A 26,328-nucleotide genomic window follows, 5' to 3' on the forward strand; every position below is an offset into this window, starting at 1 on the left:
GTGTCCCGCTCGACCCGAGCGGGACACGGGGCCGTCCGCGTCACCTCCCGGTGACCGCGGCCGACATCGCGTGCAGGCGCAGGGCCAGCTGGATCTCCAGCGCGCGGGCCGGTGACTGCCAGTCGGGGCCGAGGAGCCGCCCGACCCGCTCCAGGCGCTGGGCGACCGTGTTGACGTGCACGTGGAGTTCGTCCTTGGTGCGGGCCGGGCTCATACCGCTCGCGAAGTACGCCTCCAGGGTGCGCACCAGGTCGGTGCCCCGGCGCCGGTCGTACCCGACGACCTGGCCCACGGTCCGGTCGACGAAGCCGTCGATGTCGCGGCTGTCCGCGAGGAGGAGGCCCAGGAAGCCGAGGTCCTCCGCCGCCGCGCCCTGGCCGGACCGGTGCAGGAGGACCAGCACGTCCAGGCAGCGGCGGGCCTCCTCGTACGCGACGGCCACCTGGTCCGGCCGGTCGAGAAGCGTCCGTACGGGGGCGGACGCGCCGACGGTGACCGGCTCGCGCAGGGTGCCGCCGAGGTGCCTGGCGGTCTGCCGGGCGAGGTCGGCGGCGCTCTCGCCGGGGCCGAGCGGCAGCAGCAGGACAGTACCGCCGTCGCGGGCCGAGGCGAGTCCGTGCCGGGTGGCGGCCAGGTGCGAGGCGGCCGACCACAGGCGCTGGCGGTCGGCGCTCTCGCGGTGGCCCCCGTCGCCGTCCGCGTCGCCGCCGGCCCGGTCGATGCGCGCGGCGAGCACCACGTGCGGGGCCTCGTTGTCGGTGCGGAGCCGGGCGGCGCGCTCGCGGAGGAGGCGGCGGTCGCGGTCGGGGGCGTCCAGGAGGTCGTCGAGGAGTTCGCCGCGCACCCGCTGTTCGGCCTCGCCCGCCGAGCGGCGGGCGAGCAGCAGCAGGGAGGTGACCAGGGCGGCGCGCTCCAGGGTGCGTTGGTCGACCGGGTCGAGCTCGGGCTGCCCGTGGAGGACGAGGGCCCCCAGGGTCTCGCCGCCCGCGGAGACGGCGGCCACCCAGTCGTCGCCGTCGCGGACGGCGTGGCCGTCGGCGCGGCGGGCCGGGCCCGCCTCCGTCTCGGTGAACTCCACGGTGCCGCCGAGGACCTCGGAGACGGCGTCGGCCACGTCGTGGACGCCGCCGCCGTGCAGGACCAGCTCGGAGAGGCGGTCGTGGACCTCCGAAGCCCGTTCGATGACGGCGCTGTGCTCGCGGATGATGCCGTTGGCCCGCTCCAGCTCCGCGAGGGCCGTGCGGGTCTCGGCGAGCAGGTTGGCCGTGTCGATGGCGACGGCGGCGTGCGCGGCGAACGAGCCGAGCAGCGCGACCTGTTCGCGCTCGAAGACCCTGGCCCTGCGGTCGGCGGCGAAGAGGACGCCGATGACCTGGCTGCCGAGGCTGAGCGGGACGCCGAGGATGGCGACGAGGCCCTCGTCGCGCACCGCCGCGTCGATGGTGCGCGTGTGCTGGAAGCGCGGGTCCTCGAAGTAGTCCTCGGTGACGTACGGGCGGGCGGTCTGGGCGACGAGGCCGCCGAGCCCCTCGCCCATGCCCAGCCGGACCTGCTGGAAGCGCGCCGAGACCGAGCCCTCGGTGACCCGCATGTACGTGTCGCCGGCGGCCGGGTCGTTGAGGCTCAGGTAGGCGACCTCGGTGCCGAGGAGCGAGCGGGCGCGCTGCACGATGGCGCGCAGCACCGCGTCGAGGTCGCGGAGTCCCGCGAGGTCGTGGGCGGTGGCGAAGAGCGCGGACAGCTCCGCCTCTCGCCGCCGCCGGCCCTCCAGCTCGGCCCGGACGCGCAGGGCGAGCTGTTTGGCCTCTTCGAGTTCGGCCAGCGCCTCGGGGCCCGCGCCGCTCGCGCGGGCGAGCAGCACCGGCCGGTCGTAGGCCTCCGTCGCGGCTCCTCGGGCGAGGAGTTCCAGGTAGGAGACGTGTTCGTGGGACATGGACACAGGGATACCTGCCGGACCTGTGATCGCACCACCCCTGTGGACGACCTTCGCGGGGCCGCGGTCAGTGGGCGGTCCAGCCGCCGTCGAGGGTCAGGGAGGTGCCGGTGATGAAGGAGGCCTGCGGGCTGCACAGGTAGAGGACGGCCTCCGCGACCTCGTCCGGTTCGATGAGCCGCTTGACGGCGGTGTCGCCGAGCAGGACCTCGGAGAGGACCCGTTCCGGCGGGATGCCGTGGGCGGCGGCCTGGTCGGCGATCTGCCGTTCGACGAGGGGCGTGCGGACGTAGCCGGGGCTGACGCAGTTGGAGGTGACGCCGTGCGGGGCGCCTTCCAGGGCGGCCGTCTTGGAGAGGCCCTCCAGGCCGTGCTTGGCGGCCACGTAGGCGGACTTGAACGCGGACGCGCGCAGCCCGTGGACGGAGGAGATGTTGACGACGCGCCCCCAGCCCTGGCCGTACATGTGCGGCAGGGCTCCCCTGATGAGCCGGAAGGGCGCTTCGAGCATCACCGTGAGCACCGTGTGGAAGACGTCCGGCGGGAACTCCTCGATGGGGCGGACGAGCTGCAGTCCGGCGTTGTTCACGAGGATGTCGGTGCCGGCGGCGGACGCTTCCGCGGCGTCCAGGTCGGTGAGGTCGAGCAGCCGGGGTTCCAGGTCTCCCGGGAGCGCGGCGGCCTCGGCGGCCAGGGTCTCCAGGCCTTCGGCGGCCCGGTCGACGGCCCTGACCCGGGCGCCGGCGGCGGCGAGTCGCAGGGCGCAGGCGCGCCCGATGCCGCCGGCCGCGCCGGTGACGAGCGCGGTGCGGCCGGTGAGGTCGAGGGCGAGCCCGGCCGCGCGGGGCAGCGGCTCGGCGGGGTCGGGACCGAGGACGGTGAGGGGTGCGCTCATGCTCCGCACCCTACGAAGGGCCCACTCCCCCACCGATGTGCGTCGAGCCCATAGTTCAGCCGGACGCTGTGGTGCGGAACCATGTGGGCTCGTCGGCGAGCGCCTTCTCGATCCGGAGGTAGGAGAAGCGCTTCATCTCCGGCAGGTCGTCCACCTCGAACCAGCCGACCTCGGTCGACTCGTCGTCGTTGACCCGTGCCTCGCCGCCCACGGCCCGGCACCGGAAGGACACGTCCATGAACTGGCACACGTCGCCGTTCGGGTAGACGACGGGCTTGCGCAGGGTCTCGACGAGCAGGACCCGCTCGACCTCGCAGCGCACCGCGGTCTCCTCGTACACCTCGCGGACCGCGCAGTCGGCGGGCTGCTCACCCGGGTCGACGATGCCTCCGATGATCGCCCAGAGGCCGTTGTCGGCCCGCCGGCCGAGCAGCACCCGGCCCCGGTCGTCGAACACGACGGCGCTCACCCCGGGCAGGAAGAGGAGCTGGTGACCGGCGGTCTCGCGCAGCGCACGGATGAAGTCAGGGGTAGCCATGGACCGACCCTAGATCATCTACGGCCGGGGGCCGGCGGACCGGCCCCGGCCCGGCTCACTCCGCCCGGCCGCGCCGGGCCCGTACCGCGCGGAAGGCCGACCAGCCGAGACCGGCGGCGGCCAGGGCCGCGAGCAGCGCCTCGGGCAGGGTGCCCATCCGGGTCGCCGGGGTGAGCGAGGAGCGCAACGGCACCTTCTCGACCAGGACGTCCGGGGTGAACATCTTCGTCTGGGCGACGATCTCGCCGTCGGGGCGGATGATCGCGCTGACCCCGCTGGTGACGGGCACGACCACCGACCGGCTGTGCTCGACCGCCCGCACCCGGGACATCGCGAGCTGCTGGTAGGTCATCTCGCTGCGGCCGAAGGTGGCGTTGTTGCTGGGCACGGTGATGAGCTGCGCGCCGTGGGTGACGGTGTCGCGGACCGCCCAGTCGAACGCCGCCTCGTAGCAGGTGGCGAGGCCGACCCGGGTGCCGGCCAGGTCGAAGACGCCGACCTTCGTCCCGGCGCCGAAGTCGCGGCTCACCCGGTCGACGTTGCTGTTGAAGATCCGTACGAACGACCGCATCGGGATGTACTCGCCGAAGGGCTGGACGTGCCGCTTGTCGTACGTCGCGACCGGGCCGCGCTGCGGGTCCCACTCGATGAGCGTGTTGCGGAGCTTGCCGGTCTCGGGGGCGATGACGGCGCCGATCACGGTGGGCACGCCGATCGCCCGGACCGCGCCGTCGATGACGTCCGCCGCGTCGGCGTTCGCGTACGGGTCGATGTCGGAGGAGTTCTCCGGCCACAGGACGAAGTCGGGCTGCGGCTCGCGGCCCGCCTTCACGGCCTCGGCGAGCTCACGGGTGCGGGCGACGTGGTTGTCGAGGACGGCGCGGCGCTGGGCGTTGAAGTCGAGGCCGAGCCGGGGCACGTTGCCCTGGACGGCGGCGACGGTGGCGGTGCCGTCCTCGGCGGAGTCGTCGACGAGGGGCAGGGCGGCGAGCGCGCCGGTGACCGGCAGGAGCACGGAGAGCGCGGCGGCGGCCAGCGGGCCGCGCGGGACGGTGCCGGTGGCCCGGTAGGCGCGGAGCTGCCGGTACGCCTCGTACAGGCCGAAGCCGCAGAGGGCGACGGCGAAGCCGAGCACCGGTGTGCCGCCGACGGCGGCGAGCGGCAGGAAGACGCCGTCCGCCTGCCCGAACGCGATCTTCCCCCAGGGGAAGCCGCCGAACGGCACGCGCGCGCGTGCCCCCTCGGCGAGGATCCACACCCCTGCGGCGAAGAACGGCCACCAGGGAAGCCGGGAGACGGCCGCGATGCCGAGGCCCGCCGCGGCCACGAAGAGCGCCTCGACGGCGGCGAGCGCGAGCCAGGGTCCCGGGCCCACCTCCTCGCCGGTCCAGATCAGGAGCGGAAGCATGAAGCCGAGGCCCGCCAGGTATCCGAGCCCGAAGCCGGCGCGCGGGCGGCGGCCCCGCAGGGTCCAGCCGAGCAGGGCGAAGGCCGGCAGCGCGAGCCACCAGAGGGGGCGCGGCGGGAAGCTCAGGAAGAGCAGCAGCCCGGACAGCAGGGCCGCCCCCGGCCGCACGAACCGCCGCAGCCGGGAACCCGGCGTGGGTGCGGAGTCGGCTCCGGACGCGTCGACAGGGGTGATGGTGGTGCTCACCTTGCGGAGTGTACGGGTCGTCCCTGTCCGCCGGACGTCCGGTCGGCGGGTCGTCGCCGTCCCCGGTCGCCCGTTCCGACCTGCGACGGAGCCCGGCCCCGCGTCCGCGCGGCGGCCCCGGCCCTCACACGCCGGTGGGAGCGGGGGGCGTCGGCGGGGTCGGGGGGCGGAGGCGGTCGCGGATGACCCGGACCGCGGATTCGGCGTCGTCGACGGTGACGGTGAAGGTCCGTCCGTCGCCGAGGCGCAGGACCAGGCCCTCGCCGCGCCGGACGATGACGGCCGTGCCCTTCTCGGGGCGCCAGCGGTAGCCCCAGCCGCCCCACTGGCGCGGGGTGACGCTCGGCGCGAAGTCGGCGCCGACGATGTGGGAGAGGAGGATCCGCCGGCGCGGTACGCCGATGTGGCCGCAGCGGACCTCCATGGCGCGGTCGTCGACCTTCACGGCCACGTGGACGAACGCGAGGGTGCCGAAGAGGACGAGCAGTCCGGCCGCGACGCAGCCGATCACCGCCATCAGCAGCGCAGCGACGCCGGAGGTCCAGGGCGATTCGACGGCGAGGGTGATGCCGAGGGCCATGCAGGCGGCGCCGGCCGCGGCCGCGATCCACTGGAGGCGGTTGGTGGCGCGGCCGGTCCAGACGACGGACGGCCGCTCGTCGGTCCGACGGTGCCGGTGGTGCTCCCTCATACAGGGAGAGTACCCAGCTTCGCGCGGCGCAGCGCGTCGGAGCGGGGCCGCCCGCTCACCCTCAGTGAGCGGGGGCGGTCGCCGCGAGGAGGCGGCCCTCGGCGTAGGCGAGGGCGGTGGCGGGGAGCTGTCCGGGACGGCCGCTGAGGAGGACGGCGAGGGTGCCGGTGGGGTCGGCGTCGGGTGCGGGCTCGGCTCCGATGCGGCGCAGCGCCTGTGCGGCGACGGCGTCGGCGGATCCGTGGAAGACGAGCGGCGGCAGTCCGGCCCGGCCGCGGGCCTCCAGTGCGGCGAGGACGTGCTCCTCGACCAGTTCGTAGTGGGTGCAGCCGAGGACGACGGCGCGGACGTCGGCCGGGGTGAGCGCGGCCGCGGCGGCGACCGTCCGCTGGACGGCGTCCCGGTCGGCGTGCTCCACGGCGTCGGCCAGGCCCGGGCAGGGCACCTCGGTGACGTCGGCGCCGTCGGCGAAGTCGCGGATGAGCCCGCGCTGGTAGGCGCTGCCGGTGGTGGCCGGGGTGGCCCAGATGGCGACCTTGCCGCCGCTGGCGGCCGCGGGCTTGATCGCGGGTACGGTGCCGATGACCGGGATGTCCGGTTCGAGGGCGGCGCGCAGAGTGGGCAGGGCGTGCACGGTGGCGGTGTTGCACGCCACGATCAGCGCCTGCGGCCGGTGCTCGGCGGCGGCGAGGGCGACGGCCAGCGCGCGTTCCGTGAGGTCCTCGGGCGTGCGCGGACCCCACGGCATGCCGTCGGGGTCGTTGGAGAGCAGCAGATCCGCGTCCGGTCGGAGCCTGCGTACCGCGGCCGCCGCCGGGAGGAGGCCGATTCCGGAGTCCATGAGCGCGATCTTCACCCGGTCACCCTAGCCGATGAGCCTCACGCGCCCCTCGATCTGGGGCAGACTGCCGCGAATGACCCCCCTCGCCTGGTTCGCGACCGGCTCCCTCGCCGTCTGGGTCTGGCTGCTCCTCGGCCAGGGCTTCTTCTGGCGCACGGATCAGCGGCTCCCCCCGACGCCTGGGCGGCCCCGGGAAGCCGAGGCGCCGGAGCGGTGGCCGCGGGTGGCGGTCGTGGTCCCCGCGCGGGACGAGGCCGCCGTCCTGCCGCTGAGCCTGCCGTCGCTCCTCGCGCAGGACTACCCGGGCCCGGCGGAGGTCGTACTCGTCGACGACGGGAGTACGGACGGCACGGGGCGCCTCGCGGCCGAGCTGGCCGGCCGCCACGCCGGACTTCCGCTGACGGTCGTGTCACCGGGCGACCCGGAACCCGGCTGGACGGGCAAGCTGTGGGCGCTCCGGCACGGCATGGCGCTGGCACGCGCGCGTGAGCCCGCCCCCGAGTTCCTCCTCCTCACGGACGCGGACATCTCCCACGGGCCGGACAGCCTGCGCCTCCTCGTGTCCGCCGCGGTGGCCCACGACCTGGACCTGGTGTCCCAGATGGCCCGCCTCCGGGTCGTCAGCACCTGGGAGCGTCTCGTCGTGCCGGCCTTCGTCTACTTCTTCGCCCAGCTCTACCCGTTCCGCTGGATCAACCGCGCCCGCCCCCTGGCGACCGCGGCGGCGGGCGGCTGCGTACTCCTCCGGACCGGGGCGGCGGTCGCGGCGGCCGTCCCCGACTCGATCCGCCGCGCGGTGATCGACGACGTGTCCCTGGCCCGCGCGGTACGCCGCTCGGGCGGCCGGATCTGGCTCGGCCTCGCCGACCACGTCGACAGCGTCCGCCCCTATCCCGGTCTCGGTGAACTGTGGCGCATGGTCTCGCGCAGCGCCTACGCCCAGCTGCGGAACAACCCCCTGCTCCTCGCGGGCACGGTCGCCGGCCTCGTCGTGGTCTACCTGGTGCCACCGGTGGCCCTCCTGGCGGGAGCGGCCTCCGGTGATCCCGTGGCGGCCTGGGCCGGCGGCGCGGCCTGGGCCGTGATGACGGGGACGTACGCGCCGATGCTCCGCTACTACCGCCAGCCCCTCCGACTCGCCCCGCTCCTCCCCTTCACCGCTCTCCTCTACCTCCTGATGACGGTGGACTCCGCGGTGCAGCACTACCGGGGCCGGGGCGCGGCATGGAAGGGCCGTACCTACACCGCGAACTACGTGTCCCGAAGCGGGGAGTGACACCTCGCTCCGGAGCGGGACATCCGGAGCGGGACATCCGGGGCGGGTTGTCCCGAGCGAGTTAGTTGCAGGAGCCCGATATCAGCTCCAGCCGATATCAGGCTCGATGTCGTATCCTGGAGCCTGTCGCACACGGAAGGAGACACGGACCCATGACCGCCACCGACCCCGCACTCACCGCCCTCGCGAGCGGATGGGGAGCCCTCTCCCTCCTGCACGGCAGGATCGAGACGCACATCGAGCGCGCCCTGCAGTCCGGGCACGACCTGAGCGTCCGGGAGTACTCCCTGCTCGACGTGCTCAGCCGCCAGCACGACGGGGTGGGCGGGCACCTGCAGATGAAGCAGGTCGCCGACGCGGTGGTACTGAGCCAGAGTGCGACGACCCGCCTCGTCAGCCGGCTCGAAGACCGCGGACTGCTGTCCCGGTACCTGTGCCCGACCGACCGCCGCGGCATCTACGCGGACGTCACCCCCACCGGCCTGACGCTCCTCGAAGAGGCCCGACCGACCAACGACGGCGCCCTGCGCGAGGCCCTCGACGAGGCCGCCGCCCACCCCGAACTGGCCTTCCTGGTCTCGGCGGTGAAGTCCGGCGACGCACCGTCGGACCGCACCTGACACCACCGGGGCACACACAACCCCACCGCATCCCCCAAAGCGCCGTCACGCCAGCCGTGACGGCGCTCTGTCGTACACGGCACCCCTCGCGCCGCGCGTGACACCACCGGGCGGGCGCCCGCACGCCCACCAGGCATCCCCCCTCCGCCCACATCCCGACTCCACAGATTATCCGCGCTTGCACTTATCGCGCGCATGCAACTATTGTTAAAGCTCGCTAGGAGCTCACTCAAGCAAACCAAGGAAGGGTCGGGCTCATGCCTCTCGCACTTCTCGCCCTGGCTGTCGGCGCCTTCGGCATCGGCACCACGGAATTCGTGATCATGGGCCTGCTGCCCGAGATCGCCGCCGACTACGGGGTCACCATCCCGACGGCGGGCCTGCTGGTCACCGGCTACGCGCTCGGTGTGGTCATCGGCGCCCCGGTGCTGACGGTGCTCGGCAACAAGGTCAGCCGGAAGCGGATGCTCATGGTGCTGATGGGCCTGTTCGTGCTCGGCAACGTGGTCTCGGCGCTCGCCCCGTCCTTCGGGATGATGCTGGCCGGCCGGGTGGTCGCGTCGCTCGCGCACGGCTCGTTCTTCGGCATCGGCTCCGTCGTGGCCGCCGGGCTCGTCGCGCCGGACAGGAAGGCCGGCGCCATCGCCACGATGTTCACCGGACTGACGGTCGCCAACATCGTGGGCGTGCCGCTGGGCACCTTCATCGGACAGGCGGTCGGCTGGCGCACGACCTTCGCGATCGTCGCCGCGCTCGGCGTGGTCGGTCTCTTCGGCATCGCCCGGCTCGTGCCGGCCATGCCGCGCCCCGAGGGCGCCCGGCTGCGCGGGGAGCTGACCGCGTTCCGCAACCCGCAGGTGCTGCTGGCGATGGCGATGACCGTGCTCGGCTTCGGCGGCGTGTTCGCCGCGATCACCTACATCGCGCCGATGATGACCGAGGTGACCGGATACTCCGACGGCGCCGTCACCTGGCTCCTGGTCCTGTTCGGCGTCGGCATGTTCCTCGGGAACCTGCTGGGCGGCCGGTACGCCGACCGGGCGCTGATGCCCATGCTGTACGCCACGCTCGGCGGGCTGGCCGTCGTGCTGGCGCTGTTCCCGGTGTTCGCGCACGACAAGGTCCTCGCCGCGCTCGCCATCCTGCTGGTCGGGGCGCTCGGCTTCGCCACCGTGCCGCCGCTGCAGAAGCGCGTGCTCGACCAGGCGCACGGCGCCCCGACGCTGGCCTCCGCCGTCAACATCGGCGCCTTCAACCTGGGCAACGCGCTGGCCGCCTGGCTGGGCGGGCTCGTCATCGCCGCCGGCTTCGGCTTCACGTCCCCGAACTGGGTCGGCGCGGTCCTCGCCGCCGCCGCTCTGGGCCTCGCGTTCCTGTCCGCCGCCCTGGAGCGCCGTACGCCCGCCGTCGACGCCACCGCTGCGGCCGATGACGCCGTCCGGACCCCCGTACTCCACTGACCTCCCCTCCTCTCCCCCGCACGACCCGCACACCACTCCCAGGAGACGCGCCATGAGCACCACCACCCTGACCCCGCTGACCACCGCCGACGCCGAGACGCTGGTCTCCGCCGCGCAGCGCGCCGCCGAGGCGGCCGGAGTGACGGTGAGCGTCACCGTCCTCGACGCCGGCGGGCACCTGCTGGCCTTCCGCCGTGACGACCGGGCGGTCCTGATCTCGGGCGAGACCAGCACCCGCAAGGCGTACACCGCGCTCCAGCTGAACGCCCCGACGGCCGACCTGGTCGACCTGGTCAAGCCCGAGGGCCCGTTCCACACGCTGTCCACCGCGCTCGACCGGCCGCTGCTCTTCATCGCCGGCGGCGTCCCCGTCCACCGCGACGGCCGCCTCGTCGGCGCCGTCGGCGTCGGCGGCGGCGCCCCCGAGCAGGACCACGCCTTCGCCCGCACCGCACTCGAGGAGCTCTCCCGATGACCCGCACCCCGCAGCAGGTGTTCGCCGACCACGGCGACCGCCTCGGCACCGGCGACCTCGACCTGATCGGCCGGAACTACACGGAGGACGCGGTCTTCGTCACTCCCGAGGGCGTCCTGACCGGACGCGCGGGCGTGCGGGAGGGCATCGGCCGGCTCCTCGCCGACCTGCCCGACGCCGAATGGCGGCTCGCCCCGCGGTTCGCCGGGGACGTCCTGTTCCTGCAGTGGACCGCGGCCGGAGCCGCCCACGAGGTCCACGACGGCGTCGACACCTTCGTCTTCCGTGACGGTCTCATCAGCGCCCAGACCGTCCGCTACACCCTCACCCCGCGCACCAAGTAAGGAAGCACCGCTCACCATGGCACCCTCCACCGTTCCCACCGTCACGCTGAACAACGGCGTCGAGATCCCCCAGCTCGGCTTCGGCGTCTTCCAGGTCCCCGACGACGAGACCGCCGCCGCCGTGACCGCCGCGCTGGAGACCGGCTACCGCAGCATCGACACCGCCGCCGTCTACGGCAACGAGGCGGGCGTCGGCCGTGCGCTGGCCGCGGCCGGGCTGCCCCGCGACGAGCTGTTCGTCACCACCAAGCTGTGGAACGCCGACCAGGGTTACGACGCCACGCTGCGCGCCTTCGACGTCAGCGTCGCCAAGCTCGGCCTCGACCACGTCGACCTCTACCTGATCCACTGGCCGACGCCCGCCCGCGACCTGTACCGGGACTCCTGGCGCGCCATCGAGCGCCTCGCCGCCGAGGGGCGCGTCCGCGCCGCCGGCGTCTCCAACTTCCAGCCCGACCACCTGCTGCGGCTGATGGAGGACGCGACGCTGACCCCCGCCGTCAACCAGGTGGAGCTGCACCCCGGCCTCCAGCAGGCGGAGCTGCGCGCGTTCCACTCCGGGCACGGGATCGCCACCGAGGCGTGGAGCCCGCTCGCCCAGGGCGCGGTCCTCGGCGAGCGCGTCCTCGCCGACCTGGCCGCCCGGTACGGCAAGTCGCCCGCCCAGGTCGTGCTGCGCTGGCACCTCCAGCTCGGCAACGTCGTCATCCCCAAGTCGGTCACCCCGGCCCGCATCCGGGAGAACTTCGACGTCTTCGACTTCGCCCTCACCGACGAGGAGATGCGGTCCGTGTCCGCGCTCGACCGCGGCACACGCACCGGCCCGCACCCCGACGAGCTCAACTGAGCCCGCACACCCCCACCCCCGCGGGGCGGGCGTCCTGAAGGTAAGTCCGGGCAAACCGGAGAGGGTGATCGGGCACTCTGGAATGGGAGTTGGGGCAGAAGGCGGCGCGGGTGCGCACGGCGGCGCAGCGGATTGAGTCTTTTCCGGGCGCGCATTCGCCCGGATCAAACTCGGTTTTCTGTTACTTCCGGAAGAAGGCGCCGTGAAGCATGGCGTGTGCAGGTTGTGGATGTCGTCCCGAGAACCGGTGAACACCGGAACGACGGTCCCGCGGCCCCGCTCCCGCGGGCCCGAAGCCCCGGTTCCCGCGAATGTCCGGCAGGTGTCGCCCTTTGTAGCTCGTCCGTCACTTCTTGTTGACCGGGGGACCCTCCGGAAACCCCGATGTTAACGGGTTCTTTAACGAGGTTTTGGCAGGTCAGGCGGACAAAACCAGCGTAAATCGGATGACCGCAAGAAGGGGGCTCCCCAACCGGCACATCGTGGGCTTAACTTATGTGCCATGACCTCCCCCCGCTCCACCTATGGAGGCGGTTACTACACCGCGCCGTCCTTCCCGGACACCCCCATCTACGACTCCCTGGTCGCGGAGCGGGGCACTCCTCAGATCGCCCCGATCCGAGTGCCCGCCGCCTACGACACCGGCAGCAGCTTCTCCGGAAGCGGCTCGTACCTGCCGGCGCTCCCCTCGGCACTGCCCGCCCTCCCGGCGGCACCCAGCCCGCACCCCGCTCCGGCGTACGGCGGCGGCGGTTACGGCTACCCCCAGCCCTCGCCGCAGATGGCCCCCGTGCCCCTGCAGCACGCGCCGACCCCGTACATCCCGCAGCAGCCGGTGACCCCTCGCGGCTACCAGACCGGCTCGTACCCGCAGCCGGCCCGCCCGGCCCCGGCGGGATACGAGGCGATGCGTCCGGCGGCCCCCCGGCCCGCGCCGGTCCCGTCGCCCGCGCCTTACGACGACCCGTACAACCGTCCTTACCAGGGCGGGGGTTACTGAGCGACCCGCCACCGGCCGACATCGGGGCCGGGGCGGCTGGCAGGATGACGGCATGCCGACTCCTGTTCTCCGCTCCGTCCACGTCCACCCGGTGAAGGCCATGCGCGCGCTGGCGCCCACGGAGGCCGAGGTGCAGCCCTGGGGGCTGGCCGGGGACCGCCGCTGGGCCGTCGTCGACGGCACGGGCAAGGTCGTGACCCAGCGCCGCCACCCCCGGATGGCGCTGGCCACCGCCGAGCTGCTGCCGGACGGCGCGGTCGTCCTGTCCGCGCCCGGCCACCCTCCGCTGACGGTCGGGGTACCGCACCCCTCGGCCACGGTCACGGTGGAGATCTTCGACAAGTACGTGGAGGCGGTTCCGGCCGGAGCCGAGGCCGCCGCGTGGCTGTCGGCGTACCTGGAGTGCGAGGCCACGCTCGTGCACATGGACGCGCCCGAGCACCGGCGCCCGGTCGACCCGGCGTACGCGCTGCCCGGCGAGACGGTGAGCTTCGCTGACGGGTATCCGCTCCTCGTCGCCGCCACGTCCTCGCTCGACGCGCTGAACTCCCTGATCGCGCAGGGGGACCACGCCCACGAGGGCCCGCTGCCGATGAACCGGTTCCGTCCGAACCTGGTGATCGAGGGGACCGCGCCCTGGGCGGAGGACGGCTGGACGCGGCTCGCCGTCGGAGAGGTCACCTTCCGGGTCGCCAGGCCGTGCGGCCGCTGTGTCGTCACCACGACGAACCAGCTCACCGCCGAGCGCGGCAAGGAACCGCTGTGGACCCTCGCCCGGCACCGCAAGAACGACGGCCGGGTGATCTTCGGCCAGAACCTCGTCCCCGAGCACACCGGCACGGTCCGGGTCGGCGACTCCGTGAAGATCATCGACTGACCGGAGCGGACACGGCCGTGGCCGGTCGGGCGGGCCGGAGGCGGTCGGGTCAGTTCGCAGGCGGGCGGGTCAGGGACTGCGGCAGTGCGCCGCGTCGGCACCGGAGCCCGCTCGTGCATCAGCGCTCGTGCTTCTCCGCTCGCGTCTTGTCCGCTCGCACCTCCCCGCTCGCACCTCCCCGCTCGCACCTCCCCGCTCACACCTCCCCACTCGCCCCTCCCCGCTCGTACCTCCCCGCTCGTACCTCCCCGCTGCCTTCTTCTCCGTTCCGACAGGCGGGGAACCCGGCCCCGGGGCACACTCGTTGGAGTAGCGCCGAACAACGAGGGGGTTTCGACGTGCGCGCAGCCACCGGAGTCTGGCGCTGGCGGCACAATCCCCTGCGCCGCACCACCGATCTCGTCGAGGCGTGGCTGGCCTTCGCGGCCGCCGCGCTGCTCTGCGTCGTGGTGCCGCTGGCCGGCTGGGCCGCGGGCTCCTCGGCGAACGGTTCGCTCCAGCGCGCGGTCCGCACGCAGCAGGAGCAGCGCGTGGTGACGACGGCGCGGGTGGTGCGGGCGGCCGACGGGCCCGCCGCGGGGCCGCGGACGGCCGACGCCGCCGGGGAGGACCGGCTGCGCCGCTCGGTGGTGGCCCGTTGGACGGCTCCGGACGGCTCGGCGCGCACGGGCACGGTGACGACCGCCCGGCGGCACTCCGCACCCGGCGACACGTTCCCGCTCTGGACCGACCGCGACGGGCGCCAGGTCGCGCCGCCCCTGCAGGCGGGCGCGGCCCGGGCGCACGCGGTGACCGCCGGTGTGACGGCCGCGCTCCTCGCCGGCCTCGTGGTGGAGGCCGTCCGGCGCCTCGCGGTGCGCCGCCTGGTGCTCGCCCGGTACGCCCGTCTCGACCGCGCGTGGGCGGCGGCCGGTCCCGACTGGGGGCGTACCGGCACCGGAAGCTGAGCGTCCGCCACACGGTGGGCGCCCGGTTCCTCGGGGCGCCGAACGGATTCCGAACGGGCCGACCGAGCCCGACCGTCCCGGACCGGTGCCGACCGTGCCCGACCACCTCGGACCGGCCCCACGACCCGTCGGCCCCGCGCCGCCGCGCGCGCTACGGTGGGGCATCGGATCAGCGGCGAGGCATGAGGCGGGGGCAGGACACACCCATGGCACAGGGCACGGTCCAGGTGACGCACACCGGCACATCGCGGTGGCGGCGCCGCACGGGTGAGTACCCCTCCCTCGCCGCCGCCCTGGAGGCCGCGGGCGACGGGGACGTCCTCACGGTCGCGCCCGGCACGTACCGCGAGAACCTCGTGGTGCGACGGGCCGTCACGCTGCGCGGCCCCGAGGGCGGGGTCGGTTCGGTGCGCATCGCGCCGCCGGACGGGGTGGCGCTGACGCTGCGGGCCTCCGTCACGGTGCAGGACCTGCACATCGAGGGGCAGGACGTGGCGGCGCCCGCGCTGCTGATCGAGGACGGCACGCCCGAACTCGTCGACCTGCGGATCATGACCCGCTCGGCCGCCGGGATCGAGGTGCGGGGCTCCGCCCGCCCGACGGCCCGCCGCTGCACGATCGACAACCCGGCCGGCGTCGGCATCGCCGTACTCGACGGCGCGGGCGGCGTGTTCGAGGAGTGCGAGGTGGTCTCCGCCGGGCAGGCGGGCGTCTCGGTGCGGGGTGGGGCCCATCCGCGTCTGGAGCGCTGCCGGATCCATCACGCCTCGGGCGCCGGGATCGCCGTCACCGGCGAGGGCAGCGGCCTGGAGGGCGTCGGCTGCGAGGTGTACGAGATCAAGGGCGCCGGTCTCCAGATCGCGTCCCGCGCCACGGCCCACCTCACCGACTCCTCGGTGCACCGCACGTCGGGGGACGGCATCACGCTCGACACGGACGCGGTGCTCACGCTCTCGGACTGCGACATCCACGACGTCCCGGAGAACGCGGTGGACCTGCGCTCGCGCTCGGTCCTGACGCTGACCCGGTCGACCGTCCGCCGCTTCGGCCGCAACGGCCTGTCGGTGTGGGATCCGGGGACGCGGGTGGACGCCAACCAGTGCGAGATCCACGACAGTACGGGCGACTACCCGGCGGTGTGGGTGAGCGACGGGGCGACCGCGGTCCTCGACTCCTGCCGGGTGCACGACGTGCCGGACGCGCTGTTCGTCCTCGACCGGGGTTCGCGGGTGGACGTCGTCGACAGCGACCTGTCGCAGGTGCGGAACACGGCGGTGTCGGTGAGCGACGGGGCGACGGCGCAGCTCGACGACTGCCGGATCCGGGAGGCGTCCACGGGTGCCTGGTTCCGGGACCACGGCAGCGGCGGCACCCTCGGGGGCTGCACGATCGACTCCGTGCAGACCGGGGTCATCGTCACCAAGGGCGCCGACCCGACGATCGACCGGTGCACGGTCACCTCGCCCGCCGAGGCCGGTTTCTACGTGTCGGCCGAGGGGCGCGGCTCCTTCCACGGCTGCCGGGTGACGGGCAGCGGGGGGTACGGCTTCCACGTCACGGACGGTTGCCGGACCGTCCTGCGCAAGTGCCGCACGGAGCGGTGCGCGCGCGGCGGCTACGAGTTCCCCGAGGAGGGGGCCAGCGCGGAGGACTGCACCAGCGACGAGAGCGCGGTCCGGTCCTCCGTACCGGACGGCGGGACGGTCCTGACGGCCACCCAGTCGCCGGGGCTGCTCGGGACGGTGCCCGTGCCGCGCGAGCGGTCGGCCGCTCCGGCTCCGGCGCCGGAGCCCGCGCCGGAGTCCCGCTCGTCGCAGGACGTGCTCGGGGAGCTGGACGCCCTGGTGGGTCTGGAGAGCGTCAAGCTGGAGGTACGGACCCTCACGAACATGATCGAGGTGGGACGCAGGCGCCAGGAGGCGGGGCTCAAGGCGGCCTCGGTCCGCCGCCATCTGGTCTTCACCGGCAACCCGGGCACGGGCAAGACGACGGTGGCCCGGCTGTACGGCGAGATCCTCGCCTCGCTCGGCGTCCTGGAGCGCGGGCACCTGGTGGAGGTCTCCCGGGTGGACCTGGTCGGCGAGCACATCGGCTCGACGGCGATCCGCACGCAGGAGGCCTTCGACCGGGCGCGCGGCGGCGTGCTGTTCGTCGACGAGGCGTACGCGCTGTCGCCGGAGGACTCGGGGCGGGACTTCGGCCGCGAGGCGATCGACACCCTGGTGAAGCTGATGGAGGACCACCGGGACGCGGTGGTGGTCATCGTCGCCGGGTACACGGCGGAGATGGAGCGCTTCCTGACCGTCAACCCCGGTGTGGCGTCCCGCTTCTCACGGACCATCACCTTCGGCGACTACGACCCGGACGAGCTCCTGCGGATCGTGGGGCAGCAGGCGGACGAGCACGAGTACCGGCTCGCCGAGGGCACGGACGAGGCGCTGGTCACGTACTTCACGAAGTTGCCCAAGGGGCCGGCGTTCGGCAACGGTCGCACGGCGCGGCAGACGTTCGAGTCGATGGTGGAGCGGCACGCGGGCCGGGTCGCCGCGCTGGCCGACGCCAGCACGGACGACCTGACGCTGCTCTACCCGGACGACCTGCCCGAACTCCCCTGACCTGTGGGCTCGTTCGACTCGACGGGCTCGTTCGACTCCTGCGGCTCGATCTGCTCGTTCGCGGCGCGCTGGTGGGGCAGGGCGGGCGGCAGCCGGTCGAGGAGGGCCGAGCGGCGTTCGGCGAACGCCGGGTCGGCCTGGTAGTCGGAGTGCCCCAGGATCGGCTCGGGCAGGGGGTGCCTGCGGGTGCGGCCGTAGGCGACCGGGTCGAGGAGGACCGGTGCGTCGACGGCGGGGCGGCCGTCCTCCGCGGGCACCCGGACGGGGCCGCCGATGGGGTCGGTGGCGCGGTGGAGGTTGCTCCAGCAGTGGACCGTGCGGTGCAGTGCGCGCAGCGCCTCGGGGCCGAAGTAGGCGGGGAACCAGCGTCCGTAGAGCCGCTCCAGGGGTGACCCGTACGTGAGCAGCGCGACCCGGCCGCGGGTGGCGGGCGGCAGCTGCCAGACGGCGGCCGCGGCGAGCACGCTGCCCTGGGAGTGGCCGGAGATCACCAGGCGGCCGCCGGTGGCCCGGGTCCAGGAGCTCATCCGCCAGGTGAGGTCGGGGACGGCCCGCTCGGCGTAGCAAGGCGGCGCGAAGGGGTGGGCCGCGCGGGGCCAGAAGGTGCCGACGTCCCAGAGGATGCCGATCGTGCGCCGGGCGGAGGCGTCCCGGTAGGCGCGCCGGCCCCAGGTGACGAAGAGCAGGAAGCCGAAGCCGATCATCCAGGAGCCGAGCGCCTGGGTCGCCGAGGCGAGGGAGGCGACGGCGGGGTGGGCGCCGTCGAAGGCCCGGCCCGGGACGTTGCCGCTGGCCCAGGCGCCGGCCACGGAGGCGGCCCCGAGGAGCAGCGCGGCGCCCGACACGACGCCGACGAGGACCGGCGCGGAGTCGGTGAGCCCCGCGCGGGCCCGGCCGGAGGCGATCTGGCCGGTCCGGACCGGGTCGCGCTCGGCGGCGGCGGCGTAGTCGTCCTCGACCGCCTGCCGGAGCCGCCGCGCGGTGAGCACGGTCCGTCCGGCGAGGAGCGCGGCGGGCACCAGCAGCAGCAGGAGGAGCAGGGGGATGACGGACGCCTGCCAGCTGAGGAGCACGGGCGGCCCGATGAGGGGTCCCTGGCCCATGCCGGGTGTGGCCGGGCCGTCGAGCCAGTCGGCGACGCGTTGGGCCACTCCGCCGGACATGACGCCGGCGAGGGCGCAGGCGAGCATGGCGACGGCGGGGCCGCCGAGGCCGCGCAGGGCGGTCCGCGGGTCCCGGCGGGGCCGCTGGAGGAGCACGGCGACGACGCCGAGGGCGACGACCAGGCCGCCCTGGACGAGGGTGAGGCCGCCGAAGACGGCGTCGCCGGGGAGGGTTCCCGAGGAGGTCCAGCCGGGGCGGGACCAGCCGGTGTGCAGGGCGGTGAGCGCGAGCAGGGCGAGGGAGACGCCGGGCAGCCAGGACACGACGGCGTGTTCGACGCGCAGGTCGAGTCGGCTCTCGCTGCGGCCGCGGCGGCAGACGACCAGGACGACGAGCGCGGACAGCACGGCGACGGCCGCCTGGAGGGCCCACCCGATGGCCGCCCTCGCTCCGGGTTCCTGCGCGTCGTGGCGGGCGGTGGCGGTGGCGAGGGCGGCGGCGACGGTGAGGAAGCCGGCGGCGGTGTGGGCGGCCCTGAGCCGGGCGACGAGCCGGCGGCCGTACCAGAAGCCGGGGCGGCCGAGGGCGGGCCTGAGTTCGACGGGCACCGGATCGTCGGCGGCGCCGCCCTCGCCGCTGTCGGCGGTCTCGGTGTCGGCCCGCGGCTCGGGTACGGGGGCGTCGTAGCCGGTGGGCGGGCGCTGGGCCTCGTAGGCGCTCCAGGTCCGGTTGGACAGGTACCAGAGGAGGCCGACGAGGACGACCGGCACGAGGGACGCGAGGACGAGGCGGCGGCCCGGCACGGACCACCAGCCGCCGCGCCCGGCGGAGAGGAAGCCCAGCCAGGAGTACGTGTCGGCGCAGCCGGCGGTTCCCGCGCACTGCCACGCCGTCAGGTCGAGCGCGACCTCGCAGGCCGCCGCGGTGAGGAGCACGGTGAGGGTGAGGGCGACGAGCCGGACGAGGACGCCGTAGAGCCGGACGAGTCCGGGGCGGTTCCGGGCGGGCGGGCGCATCCAGTGCGCCAGGTTGGCGACCATGAAGGGCAGGAGCAGCAGCCACAGGGCGCGGGCGCCGTCGCCGGAGGTGAGGTTGGACCAGACGTACGCCTCCGGGACCGGGCGGGCCGCGTACCGCTCGGGGTGGTCCTCGGCGTCGAGGTCGTCGCCGCGCCGGTACATGGCGGCGGTCCGGTCCCCGGTGATCCGCACGGTCCTGGGGTCGTCGAGCATGTCCTGGGGGGTGGCTCCGCCGACTCCGTGGACGAGGAGTTCGAGCGCCGCGCCCCCGCTCTCCGGGGCGGGTGTGGCAGGGGACACTGAGGCGACTTCCTCTCGGAGTGGGAAGATGCGACGTCGGCAACAGGATCGCGGACGGTCGTGCCCCTGCGCACCGTTCCTCACCGAATCCGACACCCATCCCCTTGTCTCCTGCGGAAGGACCGGCCCCGGCGGTGACTGACAACCAGAACCTCCTCGCGGAGCAGCGGCGCGCCCTGATCCTCGACGAGGTCCGGCGGCGCGGCGGTGTCCGGGTCAACGAGCTGACCCGACGGCTGAACGTCTCGGACATGACGATCCGTCGCGACCTGGACGCGCTGGCGCGGCAGGGCATGGTGGCGAAGGTGCACGGCGGGGCCGTACCGGTGGTCGAGGCGAGCACCCACGAACCGGGTTTCGCGGCCAAGTCGGTGCTCGAACCGAGCGCCAAGGACGAGATCGCGCGGACGGCGGCGGCCCTGGTCGCCCCGGGCACGGCCATCGCGCTGTCCGGCGGCACGACCACCTTCGCCCTGGCCCGGCACCTGCTCGACGTGCCCGATCTGACGGTGGTGACCAACTCGGTGCGGGTCGCGGACGTGTTCCACGAGGCGCAGTCGGCGGGCGCCGGGGGCGAGTCGCGGCGCGGGGCCGCGACGGTGGTCCTGACGGGCGGCGTGCGGACGCCGTCCGACGCGCTGGTGGGCCCTGTCGCGGACCGGGCGATCCGGTCGCTCCACTTCGACCTGCTCTTCCTCGGGGTGCACGGCGTGTCGGTGGAGGCCGGCCTGTCGACGCCGAACCTCGCGGAGGCCGAGACGAACCGCTGCCTGATGCGCTCGGCGCGCCGGGTGGTGCTCGTCGCCGACCACACCAAGTGGGGGACGGTCGGCCTGAGTTCGTTCGGCGATCTCGGCGAGGTGGACACCTGGGTGACGGACCGCGGCCTTTCCGACGGCGTCCGGGCCGAGGTGGCGGAGCACCTGCCGGGCGTCCTGGTGGCGGGCGAGGAGCAGGCGTGAGCCCCGTCCGCCGCGAGGTGCCGGCGTGACGCCGTTCCGGATCGAGCGGTCGGTGCCGCTCGATCCGGCGGAGGTGTGGCGGCGGCTGACGGACTGGCCCGCGCACGGACGCCAGGTGCCGCTGACCCGGACGCGGGTGCTGACACCGGGGCCGAACGGGCCGGGGACGCGGTTCACCGCCCGGACGGGCGTCGGCCCGCTCTCCTTCGACGACCCGATGGAGGTCGTGCGCTGGGAGCCGCCGGCCGCGGGCCGTCCCGGCGCGTGCCGTCTCGCGAAGTCCGGCCGCGTCGTCCTGGGTTGGGCGCTCGTCGAGGTGGCGGACGCGCCGGGCGGCGGCTGCCGGGTGGTGTGGACGGAGGAGTTGGCGGTGCGGGGCGTGCCGCGGGCCTTCGATCCGGTGCTGCGGTCGGCGGGCCGGTTCCTGTTCGGCCGCGCGCTGGACGGGCTGCTGCGGCAGGGGTGAAGCACGCGGGTGTCCCGCCTCCGACGGCGGGACACCTCCGGGGAGTGAGGCGTGGAGCACAGCGGCGACCCCTGTGCCGTTGACAGTGCGTCAGCTAGGGTGCTTGTTCCGCTCCCGTCCCCCGGAGGGTCCATGGCACGCCGACTGAGGCCGGTGGAGCTCGACTTCACCGCGTCCGCGCCCGTCCGCCTGGTGTTCACGGCGACGCTCGCCGCCCCGCCGCCGGCCGTCTACCGGTCGGTGGCCGTGGAGGTGGGGAGCCTGCCGTCCTGGTTCACCGCGGTGACGTCCGCCGTGCCGACGGCCGACGGCGCGGGCCGGACGGTCAGGCTCCGGGGCGGGATAGCGTTCGAGGAGACGATCCTGGCCTCCGAGCCCGACGTCCGCTACGCGTACCGGGTGGACGAGACGAACGCCCCCGGCCTGACGGCCATGGCGGAGGAGTGGTCCCTCTCCCCCGCCGGGAAGGGCACCCGGCTGCGCTGGATCATGGCCGCCGACGGTCCGGCGTCGCTGCGTCTCGCGCTGCGGGTCGCCGCGCCCGGAGTGGGACTGTCCTTCCGGGACGCGGCGCGCCGGCTCGACCGGCGGCTCACTCCGGCCAGGCCCCCGTCTCCAGGAAGCGCTCGATAGCGGCGGTGTACGGGGTGATGTCGAGGCCCTGTGCGGCCAGCCAGTCGTCGGAGTAGTACTTGTCGAGGTAGCGCTCGCCGCCGTCGCAGATCAGGGTGACGACGCTGCCGGTGCGCTCCTGCTCGACCATCTCGGCCACGATCTTGAGGGCGCTCCACAGGCCGGTGCCGGTGGAGCCGCCCGCCTTGCGGCCGATCGCGGCCTCCAGCGCGCGGACGGCGGCAATGGTCGCCGCGTCGGGCACCTTCATCATGCGGTCGACGGCGCCGGGCACGAAGCTGGGTTCCATGCGGGGGCGGCCGATGCCCTCGATGCGGGAGCCGCAGTCGGCGGTGGCGTCCGGGTCGTTGTGCGTCCAGCCGTCGAAGAAACAGGAGTTCTCGGGGTCGGCGACGCAGATCCGGGTGTCGTGCTGCATGTAGTGGACGTAGCGGGCGATGGTCGCCGAGGTGCCGCCGGTGCCGGCGGTGGCCACGATCCAGGCGGGCTCCGGGTAGCGCTCCAGCCGCAGCTGCTGGTACATCGATTCGGCGATGTTGTTGTTGCCGCGCCAGTCGGTGGCCCGCTCCGCGTAGGTGAACTGGTCCATGTAGTGGCCGCCGGTGCGCTCGGCGAGGGCCGCGGCCTCCTCGTACATCGTGCGCGAGTCGTCGACGAAGTGGCACCGGCCGCCGTGGAACTCGATGAGCCGGCACTTCTCGGGGCTGGTCGTGCGGGGCATGACGGCGATGAAGGGGACGCCGATGAGCTTCGCGAAGTACGCCTCGGAGACGGCGGTCGAGCCGCTGGACGCCTCGATGACGGGCTTGCCGGGCCGGACCCAGCCGTTGCAGAGGCCGTAGAGGAAGAGCGAGCGGGCCAGCCGGTGCTTGAGGCTGCCGGTCGGGTGGGTGGACTCGTCCTTGAGGTAGAGGTCGATGCCCCACTTCTCGGGGAGCGGGAAGCGCAGCAGGTGGGTGTCGGCGGAGCGGTTGGCGTCGGCCTGGACCTTGCGGACGGCCTCCTTCAGCCAGGTCCGGTACGCCGCGTCGCTGCGGTCGACGTCGACGGTCGCCACCGCGCCGGTGGCGCCTCTGCCCGCACTGTTCTCCGTGGTGCTCATCCGTGCCTCTCCTCGGTCGCGTCCAAAGGGTGCCCCACAGCCGACGATACCGCTCCCACCTGGGCAAACGTTCCCTTTGGGGATCCATAGGGATGCCTTGAGGACGGGCTACTGGTGCGGTCGCGGACGGCCCGGCACACTGGTAGCGACAACCGGGTGAAAGGGGCGGATCGTCATGGCGGAACCCGAGTTCACGGCGCGGGGCGTACGGATCGCGCGCTGGCCCCGCTCGCTGACCCGAGCGGGCGAGGTGCGGATCGAGGACGGGCGGCTCGCCCTGCTCACGAGCTACGGCAGCGAGATCGACAGCGCCCCGGTGGGGGCCGTCCGGGCGGGGCGGCCGTGGTTCGCGAAGTCCGACGAGGCGGTGGCGACCGTGAACGGCACCCGGTACCGGCTGACACTGCACGAGGACGGTGGCGGCGACACCGGGGACGCAGCCGGGTCGGGCCGCTTCCTGGCGGCGCTCAAACGGGCCGCCGGACGGCGCTGAGCCGTCGCGCGTAGGCCCTGACCTGGCACGGATCGCCGCGAGTTGCGGGGTGCTCACCGCTGGCTCACCCTGGAACCATCTCACCATGAGTCATCGGCGGTGACGTTGCGTTCCGGTCGCCGCCCTGCTGTACCGCATGAGGAATCGGGATCTTCGTCTTCTTCCGGACCACTTCGGGGAGTCGCAGCCGTGATCAGCGAGCCGAGCAGGTATTACGCGGTGGAGCTTCAGGCCCTGCCGTCGCGGATCGGTCAGGTCCGCAGGATCGTCTCCGCCCAACTGCGCCACTGGCGACTCGACGCCTTGGTCGACCATGCCGTGCTCGGTGTCACCGAGCTGCTGAGCAACGTCCACCGGCACGCGGAGCCGGACAAGCGGTGCCTCGTCGAGATCGAGCTGCTGCTCGACCGGCTGACGGTCTCCGTCCGGGACCACGACCCCCGCATACCGGAGGCCGCCGACCCGGAGCCGCTCGACGGGTTCGACGGCCTCGACCCCCTCGCCGCCTACGAGCGGCTCGCCACCTCCGGCCGCGGCCTCGCCATCGTCGGTGCCGTGAGCGAGAGTTGGGGCGTCCGTCCGTGCGGGGCCGACGGGAAGGTCGTGTGGTTCACGCTCACGGCGCCGCCGTCCGCCGTCCCGGTCGAGGAGTGCGCGCACGCCGGGTACGGTGCCGCGACCGACGGCTCCCTCGCGGGCTACGGCCGCTTCCCGGTCGGGGTGCCGCTGAGCACGCCGATCGACCCGGTCCTGACACCGCTCGGGGCCCGCTCGGTCCTGGCGGGCCGGGCGGGCTGAGCGGGCCGGGCGGCACCGACGGGTCAGCGCACGGGGCGGTAGGTCGCGATGATCACGCCGCTGCTGGTCGGCCGGGCGCTCACCAGCTCCAGCTTCTTGAGCGCGGCGTCGTCGGCGAACAGCTTCGCGCGGCCCTCTCCCGCCACCACCGGGTGGATCAGCAGCACCAGTTCGTCCAGCAGGTCCCGCTCCAGGAGCGAGCGCACCAGGGTCGGGCTGCCCGCCACGGTGATGTTCTTGCCCTCGCCCGCCTTGAGCTTCTCGATCGCCGCGGCCGGGTCGCCGTCGACGAGCGTGCTGTTCGCCCACGCGTCCACGCTCTCCAGCGTGGAGGAGAAGACGTACTTCGGCGACTCGTTGATCCACCGGGCGAAGCCGGCGTCCTCTCCGCTGGTCACCGTCGGCCAGTAGCCGGCCCACTCCGTGAAGGTCACCCGGCCGAGCAGGATCGTGTCCGCCGTCTCCAGCGTCTCCTCCAGCGCGGCGCCCATCTCCTCGTCGAAGTCGAACTGCCATTCGTTCGGCGACTGGGCGACACCGTCGAGCGAGACGAACAGACCGGAAACGACCTTGCGCATGATTCCTCCGTACCGAGTGCGGGGTTGTCGCTACGCCGAACACTATGCGGGCGGCGGGGAGTTCCGCGGCCGACGCGAAGGAACGGGCCCGCCGGTCACGTCCGGCGGCCCTTGGGCGTCACGTCCGGCGGCCCTTGGGCGTCGCGGCGCGGCCGAACTGCTCCTCCAGGACCGTCAGCCGGCGCCAGTACTCGTCCTCGTCGATCTCGCCCGCGGCGAACCGGTGGCCGAGCAGCGCGATCGGCGAACGCTCGTCGGGCCCCCCGTCGCGGCCGCCCCCGGGGCCCCACCCCCGGCGCAGGCCCGCACGGCGCGCGAGCGTGACGACGCCGATGACGACGGCGGCCCACACGAGCGGGACGAAGAGGATCCACGGGCCGGGCCCCGCGTAGGCAAGTGTGTTCATGACCGTTCAGCTCCTCGGTGCGTGGGGTGATGTCCCTTGGTTCGAGCATCGCTCCGCGCGGGGCCCGGGTCGTCGTACGGGCAGCGGCTTCGCGCGTACGACGAGGGGAGTACGGCGGGCGGAGGGCGGGGGGAGCACGACGGTCGGAGAACGAGGAGAGCGCGACGGCGGAGAGCGACGTCTTCCGTCTGTACCTACTGGTATGTACAGTGCGCTCATGAGCATGAGCACCCCCGAGCGGCTGATCGAGGCGACCCGCGAGCTGCTCTGGGACCGCGGTTACGTGGGAACCAGCCCCAAGGCCGTCCAGCAGGCGGCGGGCGCGGGCCAGGGCAGCATGTACCACCACTTCGCGGGCAAGCCCGACCTGGCACTGGCGGCCATCCGGCGTACCGCCGAGGAGCTGGACGCGGCGGCCGAGGCGGTACTCGGCGCCGAGGGGTCGGCGTACGCCCGGATCGAGGCCTATCTGCTGCGCGAGCGCGAGGTCCTGCGCGGCTGCCCCGTGGGCCGTCTGACGATGGACCCCGAGGTGATCGCGCACCCGGACCTGCGCGCCCCGGTCGAGGAAGTGCTCGGCCGGCTGCGCGACCGGCTCGCCGAAGTGGTGCGGGAGGGCCAGGAGCGCGGCGAGTTGAGCGCATCCCTCGACCCGGCCGAGACCGCGGCGACCGTCGTGGCCACCGTCCAGGGCGGCTACGTCCTGGCCCGGGCGGCGGGTTCGCGGGCGCCCTTCGACAGCGCGGTGCGCGGTCTCCTCGCCCTCCTCGCCCCGCGCGCCGCCTCGGCCTGACCCCCCGTACCCGCGGCGGGCCCCGACCGCCGCGCCTCCCGAGATCCGGAGTCCGTCCCGTGCACGCGATGCAGTACGAGATCACCCTGCCCGCCGACTACGACATGGGGATCATCCGCGAGCGGGTGGCCACCAAGGGCCACCTCCTCGACGACTTCCCGGGGCTCGGCCTGAAGGCGTACCTGATCAGGGAGCGGGAGGCCGGGTCACCGGTCAACCAGTACGCGCCCTTCTACCTGTGGTCGGGCCACGAGGGCATGAACGCCTTCCTCTGGGGCCCGGGTTTCCAGGGCATCGTCCGCGACTTCGGCCGGCCCGTCGTCCAGCACTGGACGGGCCTGTCGTACGAGGAGGGGTCGGCGTCCCAGGCGGTGCCGGGTGCCGCGACGCGCCGCCGGATCCCGCTGCAGGAGGAGGTCCCGCCGGGCGAGGCGGTGGCGGACGCGCTGGACCGGCACGCGCGCGAGGCCCGGCGGGACGGGGTGGTGGCCTCCGCCCTCGCCGTCGACCCGCGCCACTGGGAGCTGCTCTCCTTCACCCTGTGGGCGGACGCGGAAGCGCCCGCCGGCGAGGGCGAGCGCTTCCGGGTGCTGCACCTCTCGGCGCCCGGCCGCAAGGGGCTGGGAACCGGTCGGCGGTGGTGACGCCGGCGGGCCGGGCG

The 26,328-nt window shown here is 74.1% G+C and carries 27 protein-coding genes; 17 read left to right on the top strand and 10 right to left on the bottom strand.

Features of this window, described 5'->3' with window-relative positions; all coding sequences use genetic code 11:
- Window positions 1–40: 40 nt before the first annotated feature.
- From ACFCY7_RS30560 to ACFCY7_RS30585, 6 genes are all read right to left on the bottom strand, one after another.
- On the bottom strand, window positions 41–1,933 hold the full coding sequence (locus ACFCY7_RS30560; RefSeq protein WP_376489297.1) for a helix-turn-helix domain-containing protein: 1,893 nt from the start codon (window positions 1,931–1,933) through the stop codon (window positions 41–43).
- Window positions 1,934–2,000: 67 nt separating this feature from the next.
- Entirely contained in the window at window positions 2,001–2,828 is an 828-nt protein-coding gene (locus ACFCY7_RS30565; RefSeq protein WP_376489298.1) for a 3-hydroxybutyrate dehydrogenase, read from the bottom strand.
- 55 nt (window positions 2,829–2,883) lie between these two features.
- Window positions 2,884–3,366 (bottom strand): NUDIX domain-containing protein, encoded by a 483-nt coding sequence (locus tag ACFCY7_RS30570; protein ID WP_376489299.1) that lies wholly within the window; start codon window positions 3,364–3,366, stop codon window positions 2,884–2,886.
- Between the two features lie 55 nt (window positions 3,367–3,421).
- Window positions 3,422–5,020 carry an apolipoprotein N-acyltransferase gene (lnt, locus tag ACFCY7_RS30575; protein ID WP_376489300.1) on the bottom strand — a complete coding sequence of 533 codons (1,599 nt, stop codon included), beginning with the start codon at window positions 5,018–5,020 and terminating at the stop codon, window positions 3,422–3,424.
- Between the two features lie 124 nt (window positions 5,021–5,144).
- Window positions 5,145–5,711 (bottom strand): hypothetical protein, encoded by a 567-nt coding sequence (locus tag ACFCY7_RS30580; protein WP_376489301.1) that lies wholly within the window; start codon window positions 5,709–5,711, stop codon window positions 5,145–5,147.
- A gap of 61 nt (window positions 5,712–5,772) precedes the next feature.
- Window positions 5,773–6,567: a glutamate racemase gene (locus ACFCY7_RS30585; RefSeq protein ID WP_376489302.1), complete on the bottom strand. Its 795-nt coding sequence runs from the start codon at window positions 6,565–6,567 to the stop codon at window positions 5,773–5,775.
- Window positions 6,568–6,625: 58 nt separating this feature from the next.
- On the opposite strand from ACFCY7_RS30585, the gene ACFCY7_RS30590 reads away from it, so the two are divergent.
- The 10 genes from ACFCY7_RS30590 to ACFCY7_RS30635 all read left to right on the top strand — a co-directional run bounded on the left by ACFCY7_RS30590 (window position 6,626) and on the right by ACFCY7_RS30635 (window position 17,013).
- Window positions 6,626–7,828, top strand: coding sequence for a glycosyltransferase (locus ACFCY7_RS30590; protein WP_376489303.1), 1,203 nt, complete (start codon window positions 6,626–6,628; stop codon window positions 7,826–7,828).
- Window positions 7,829–7,980: 152 nt separating this feature from the next.
- Window positions 7,981–8,448 carry a MarR family winged helix-turn-helix transcriptional regulator gene (locus tag ACFCY7_RS30595; RefSeq protein WP_376489304.1) on the top strand — a complete coding sequence of 156 codons (468 nt, stop codon included), beginning with the start codon at window positions 7,981–7,983 and terminating at the stop codon, window positions 8,446–8,448.
- A 257-nt stretch (window positions 8,449–8,705) separates the two neighbouring features.
- The gene (locus tag ACFCY7_RS30600) at window positions 8,706–9,908 is read left to right on the top strand and encodes an MFS transporter (protein WP_376489305.1); all 1,203 of its coding nucleotides are present in this window, start codon (window positions 8,706–8,708) and stop codon (window positions 9,906–9,908) included.
- 52 nt (window positions 9,909–9,960) lie between these two features.
- Window positions 9,961–10,383 carry a heme-binding protein gene (locus ACFCY7_RS30605; protein ID WP_376489306.1) on the top strand — a complete coding sequence of 141 codons (423 nt, stop codon included), beginning with the start codon at window positions 9,961–9,963 and terminating at the stop codon, window positions 10,381–10,383.
- The gene (locus ACFCY7_RS30610; protein WP_376489307.1) at window positions 10,380–10,727 is read left to right on the top strand and encodes a nuclear transport factor 2 family protein; all 348 of its coding nucleotides are present in this window, start codon (window positions 10,380–10,382) and stop codon (window positions 10,725–10,727) included. Before ACFCY7_RS30605 ends, ACFCY7_RS30610 begins: the two co-directional genes overlap by 4 nt.
- Window positions 10,728–10,743: 16 nt before the next feature.
- The gene (locus tag ACFCY7_RS30615; protein ID WP_376489308.1) at window positions 10,744–11,574 is read left to right on the top strand and encodes an aldo/keto reductase; all 831 of its coding nucleotides are present in this window, start codon (window positions 10,744–10,746) and stop codon (window positions 11,572–11,574) included.
- 502 nt (window positions 11,575–12,076) lie between these two features.
- Window positions 12,077–12,574 carry a DUF6643 family protein gene (locus ACFCY7_RS30620; protein ID WP_376489309.1) on the top strand — a complete coding sequence of 166 codons (498 nt, stop codon included), beginning with the start codon at window positions 12,077–12,079 and terminating at the stop codon, window positions 12,572–12,574.
- 52 nt (window positions 12,575–12,626) lie between these two features.
- The gene (locus ACFCY7_RS30625) at window positions 12,627–13,451 is read left to right on the top strand and encodes an MOSC domain-containing protein (RefSeq protein WP_376489310.1); all 825 of its coding nucleotides are present in this window, start codon (window positions 12,627–12,629) and stop codon (window positions 13,449–13,451) included.
- Between the two features lie 338 nt (window positions 13,452–13,789).
- Window positions 13,790–14,398: a hypothetical protein gene (locus tag ACFCY7_RS30630; RefSeq protein WP_376489311.1), complete on the top strand. Its 609-nt coding sequence runs from the start codon at window positions 13,790–13,792 to the stop codon at window positions 14,396–14,398.
- Between the two features lie 206 nt (window positions 14,399–14,604).
- A complete protein-coding gene (locus ACFCY7_RS30635) occupies window positions 14,605–17,013 on the top strand; it encodes a right-handed parallel beta-helix repeat-containing protein (RefSeq protein ID WP_376489312.1) in 2,409 nt (802 codons plus the stop codon).
- Here ACFCY7_RS30635 and ACFCY7_RS30640 read toward each other — a convergent pair.
- Entirely contained in the window at window positions 16,983–19,436 is a 2,454-nt protein-coding gene (locus tag ACFCY7_RS30640; protein ID WP_376489313.1) for a hypothetical protein, read from the bottom strand. The genes ACFCY7_RS30635 and ACFCY7_RS30640 overlap by 31 nt on opposite strands.
- 134 nt (window positions 19,437–19,570) lie before the next feature.
- Between ACFCY7_RS30640 and ACFCY7_RS30645 the strand changes: the two genes are divergently transcribed.
- The 3 genes from ACFCY7_RS30645 to ACFCY7_RS30655 all read left to right on the top strand — a co-directional run bounded on the left by ACFCY7_RS30645 (window position 19,571) and on the right by ACFCY7_RS30655 (window position 21,497).
- Window positions 19,571–20,398, top strand: coding sequence for a DeoR/GlpR family DNA-binding transcription regulator (locus tag ACFCY7_RS30645; protein WP_376489314.1), 828 nt, complete (start codon window positions 19,571–19,573; stop codon window positions 20,396–20,398).
- A gap of 25 nt (window positions 20,399–20,423) precedes the next feature.
- Window positions 20,424–20,864, top strand: a complete 441-nt coding sequence (locus ACFCY7_RS30650; protein ID WP_376489315.1) for an SRPBCC family protein — start codon at window positions 20,424–20,426, stop codon at window positions 20,862–20,864.
- Between the two features lie 132 nt (window positions 20,865–20,996).
- Entirely contained in the window at window positions 20,997–21,497 is a 501-nt protein-coding gene (locus ACFCY7_RS30655) for an SRPBCC family protein (RefSeq protein WP_376489316.1), read from the top strand.
- Here the strand turns inward: ACFCY7_RS30655 and ACFCY7_RS30660 are convergent.
- Window positions 21,457–22,599 (bottom strand): PLP-dependent cysteine synthase family protein, encoded by a 1,143-nt coding sequence (locus tag ACFCY7_RS30660; RefSeq protein WP_376489317.1) that lies wholly within the window; start codon window positions 22,597–22,599, stop codon window positions 21,457–21,459. The genes ACFCY7_RS30655 and ACFCY7_RS30660 overlap by 41 nt on opposite strands.
- A gap of 175 nt (window positions 22,600–22,774) precedes the next feature.
- Between ACFCY7_RS30660 and ACFCY7_RS30665 the strand changes: the two genes are divergently transcribed.
- Both ACFCY7_RS30665 and ACFCY7_RS30670 read left to right on the top strand, forming a co-directional pair.
- Window positions 22,775–23,092: a hypothetical protein gene (locus tag ACFCY7_RS30665; protein WP_376489318.1), complete on the top strand. Its 318-nt coding sequence runs from the start codon at window positions 22,775–22,777 to the stop codon at window positions 23,090–23,092.
- A 189-nt stretch (window positions 23,093–23,281) separates the two neighbouring features.
- Window positions 23,282–23,890: an ATP-binding protein gene (locus ACFCY7_RS30670; protein WP_376489319.1), complete on the top strand. Its 609-nt coding sequence runs from the start codon at window positions 23,282–23,284 to the stop codon at window positions 23,888–23,890.
- Window positions 23,891–23,913: 23 nt separating this feature from the next.
- Here ACFCY7_RS30670 and ACFCY7_RS30675 read toward each other — a convergent pair whose 3' ends face one another.
- Entirely contained in the window at window positions 23,914–24,468 is a 555-nt protein-coding gene (locus ACFCY7_RS30675; protein ID WP_376489320.1) for a dihydrofolate reductase family protein, read from the bottom strand.
- A 118-nt stretch (window positions 24,469–24,586) separates the two neighbouring features.
- The gene (locus ACFCY7_RS30680) at window positions 24,587–24,874 is read right to left on the bottom strand and encodes an SHOCT domain-containing protein (protein ID WP_376489321.1); all 288 of its coding nucleotides are present in this window, start codon (window positions 24,872–24,874) and stop codon (window positions 24,587–24,589) included.
- Between the two features lie 202 nt (window positions 24,875–25,076).
- Here ACFCY7_RS30680 and ACFCY7_RS30685 point away from each other — a divergent pair, with 202 nt between their 5' ends.
- Window positions 25,077–25,667, top strand: coding sequence for a TetR/AcrR family transcriptional regulator (locus tag ACFCY7_RS30685; RefSeq protein ID WP_376489322.1), 591 nt, complete (start codon window positions 25,077–25,079; stop codon window positions 25,665–25,667).
- A gap of 59 nt (window positions 25,668–25,726) precedes the next feature.
- Window positions 25,727–26,311 (top strand): DUF4865 family protein, encoded by a 585-nt coding sequence (locus tag ACFCY7_RS30690; protein WP_376489323.1) that lies wholly within the window; start codon window positions 25,727–25,729, stop codon window positions 26,309–26,311.
- Window positions 26,312–26,328 lie beyond the last annotated feature (17 nt).

Source organism: Streptomyces sp. NPDC056361 (genome assembly GCF_042262805.1).
Taxonomy (GTDB): domain Bacteria; phylum Actinomycetota; class Actinomycetes; order Streptomycetales; family Streptomycetaceae; genus Streptomyces.

What these genes read in the sequence shown, in the direction of transcription:
- ACFCY7_RS30570 (WP_376489299.1), bottom strand. Translation starts at nt 3,366, where the DNA reads ATGGCTACCCCTGACTTCATCCGTGCGCTGCGCGAGACCGCCGGTCAC.
- ACFCY7_RS30560 (WP_376489297.1), bottom strand. Translation starts at nt 1,933, where the DNA reads ATGTCCCACGAACACGTCTCCTACCTGGAACTCCTCGCCCGAGGAGCC.
- ACFCY7_RS30565 (WP_376489298.1), bottom strand. Translation starts at nt 2,828, where the DNA reads ATGAGCGCACCCCTCACCGTCCTCGGTCCCGACCCCGCCGAGCCGCTG.
- ACFCY7_RS30655 (WP_376489316.1), top strand. Translation starts at nt 20,997, where the DNA reads ATGGCACGCCGACTGAGGCCGGTGGAGCTCGACTTCACCGCGTCCGCG.
- ACFCY7_RS30600 (WP_376489305.1), top strand. Translation starts at nt 8,706, where the DNA reads ATGCCTCTCGCACTTCTCGCCCTGGCTGTCGGCGCCTTCGGCATCGGC.
- ACFCY7_RS30615 (WP_376489308.1), top strand. Translation starts at nt 10,744, where the DNA reads ATGGCACCCTCCACCGTTCCCACCGTCACGCTGAACAACGGCGTCGAG.
- ACFCY7_RS30620 (WP_376489309.1), top strand. Translation starts at nt 12,077, where the DNA reads ATGACCTCCCCCCGCTCCACCTATGGAGGCGGTTACTACACCGCGCCG.
- ACFCY7_RS30680 (WP_376489321.1), bottom strand. Translation starts at nt 24,874, where the DNA reads ATGAACACACTTGCCTACGCGGGGCCCGGCCCGTGGATCCTCTTCGTC.
- ACFCY7_RS30675 (WP_376489320.1), bottom strand. Translation starts at nt 24,468, where the DNA reads ATGCGCAAGGTCGTTTCCGGTCTGTTCGTCTCGCTCGACGGTGTCGCC.
- ACFCY7_RS30605 (WP_376489306.1), top strand. Translation starts at nt 9,961, where the DNA reads ATGAGCACCACCACCCTGACCCCGCTGACCACCGCCGACGCCGAGACG.
- ACFCY7_RS30625 (WP_376489310.1), top strand. Translation starts at nt 12,627, where the DNA reads ATGCCGACTCCTGTTCTCCGCTCCGTCCACGTCCACCCGGTGAAGGCC.
- ACFCY7_RS30685 (WP_376489322.1), top strand. Translation starts at nt 25,077, where the DNA reads ATGTACAGTGCGCTCATGAGCATGAGCACCCCCGAGCGGCTGATCGAG.
- ACFCY7_RS30595 (WP_376489304.1), top strand. Translation starts at nt 7,981, where the DNA reads ATGACCGCCACCGACCCCGCACTCACCGCCCTCGCGAGCGGATGGGGA.
- ACFCY7_RS30635 (WP_376489312.1), top strand. Translation starts at nt 14,605, where the DNA reads ATGGCACAGGGCACGGTCCAGGTGACGCACACCGGCACATCGCGGTGG.
- ACFCY7_RS30665 (WP_376489318.1), top strand. Translation starts at nt 22,775, where the DNA reads ATGGCGGAACCCGAGTTCACGGCGCGGGGCGTACGGATCGCGCGCTGG.
- ACFCY7_RS30660 (WP_376489317.1), bottom strand. Translation starts at nt 22,599, where the DNA reads ATGAGCACCACGGAGAACAGTGCGGGCAGAGGCGCCACCGGCGCGGTG.
- ACFCY7_RS30580 (WP_376489301.1), bottom strand. Translation starts at nt 5,711, where the DNA reads ATGAGGGAGCACCACCGGCACCGTCGGACCGACGAGCGGCCGTCCGTC.
- ACFCY7_RS30590 (WP_376489303.1), top strand. Translation starts at nt 6,626, where the DNA reads ATGACCCCCCTCGCCTGGTTCGCGACCGGCTCCCTCGCCGTCTGGGTC.
- ACFCY7_RS30610 (WP_376489307.1), top strand. Translation starts at nt 10,380, where the DNA reads ATGACCCGCACCCCGCAGCAGGTGTTCGCCGACCACGGCGACCGCCTC.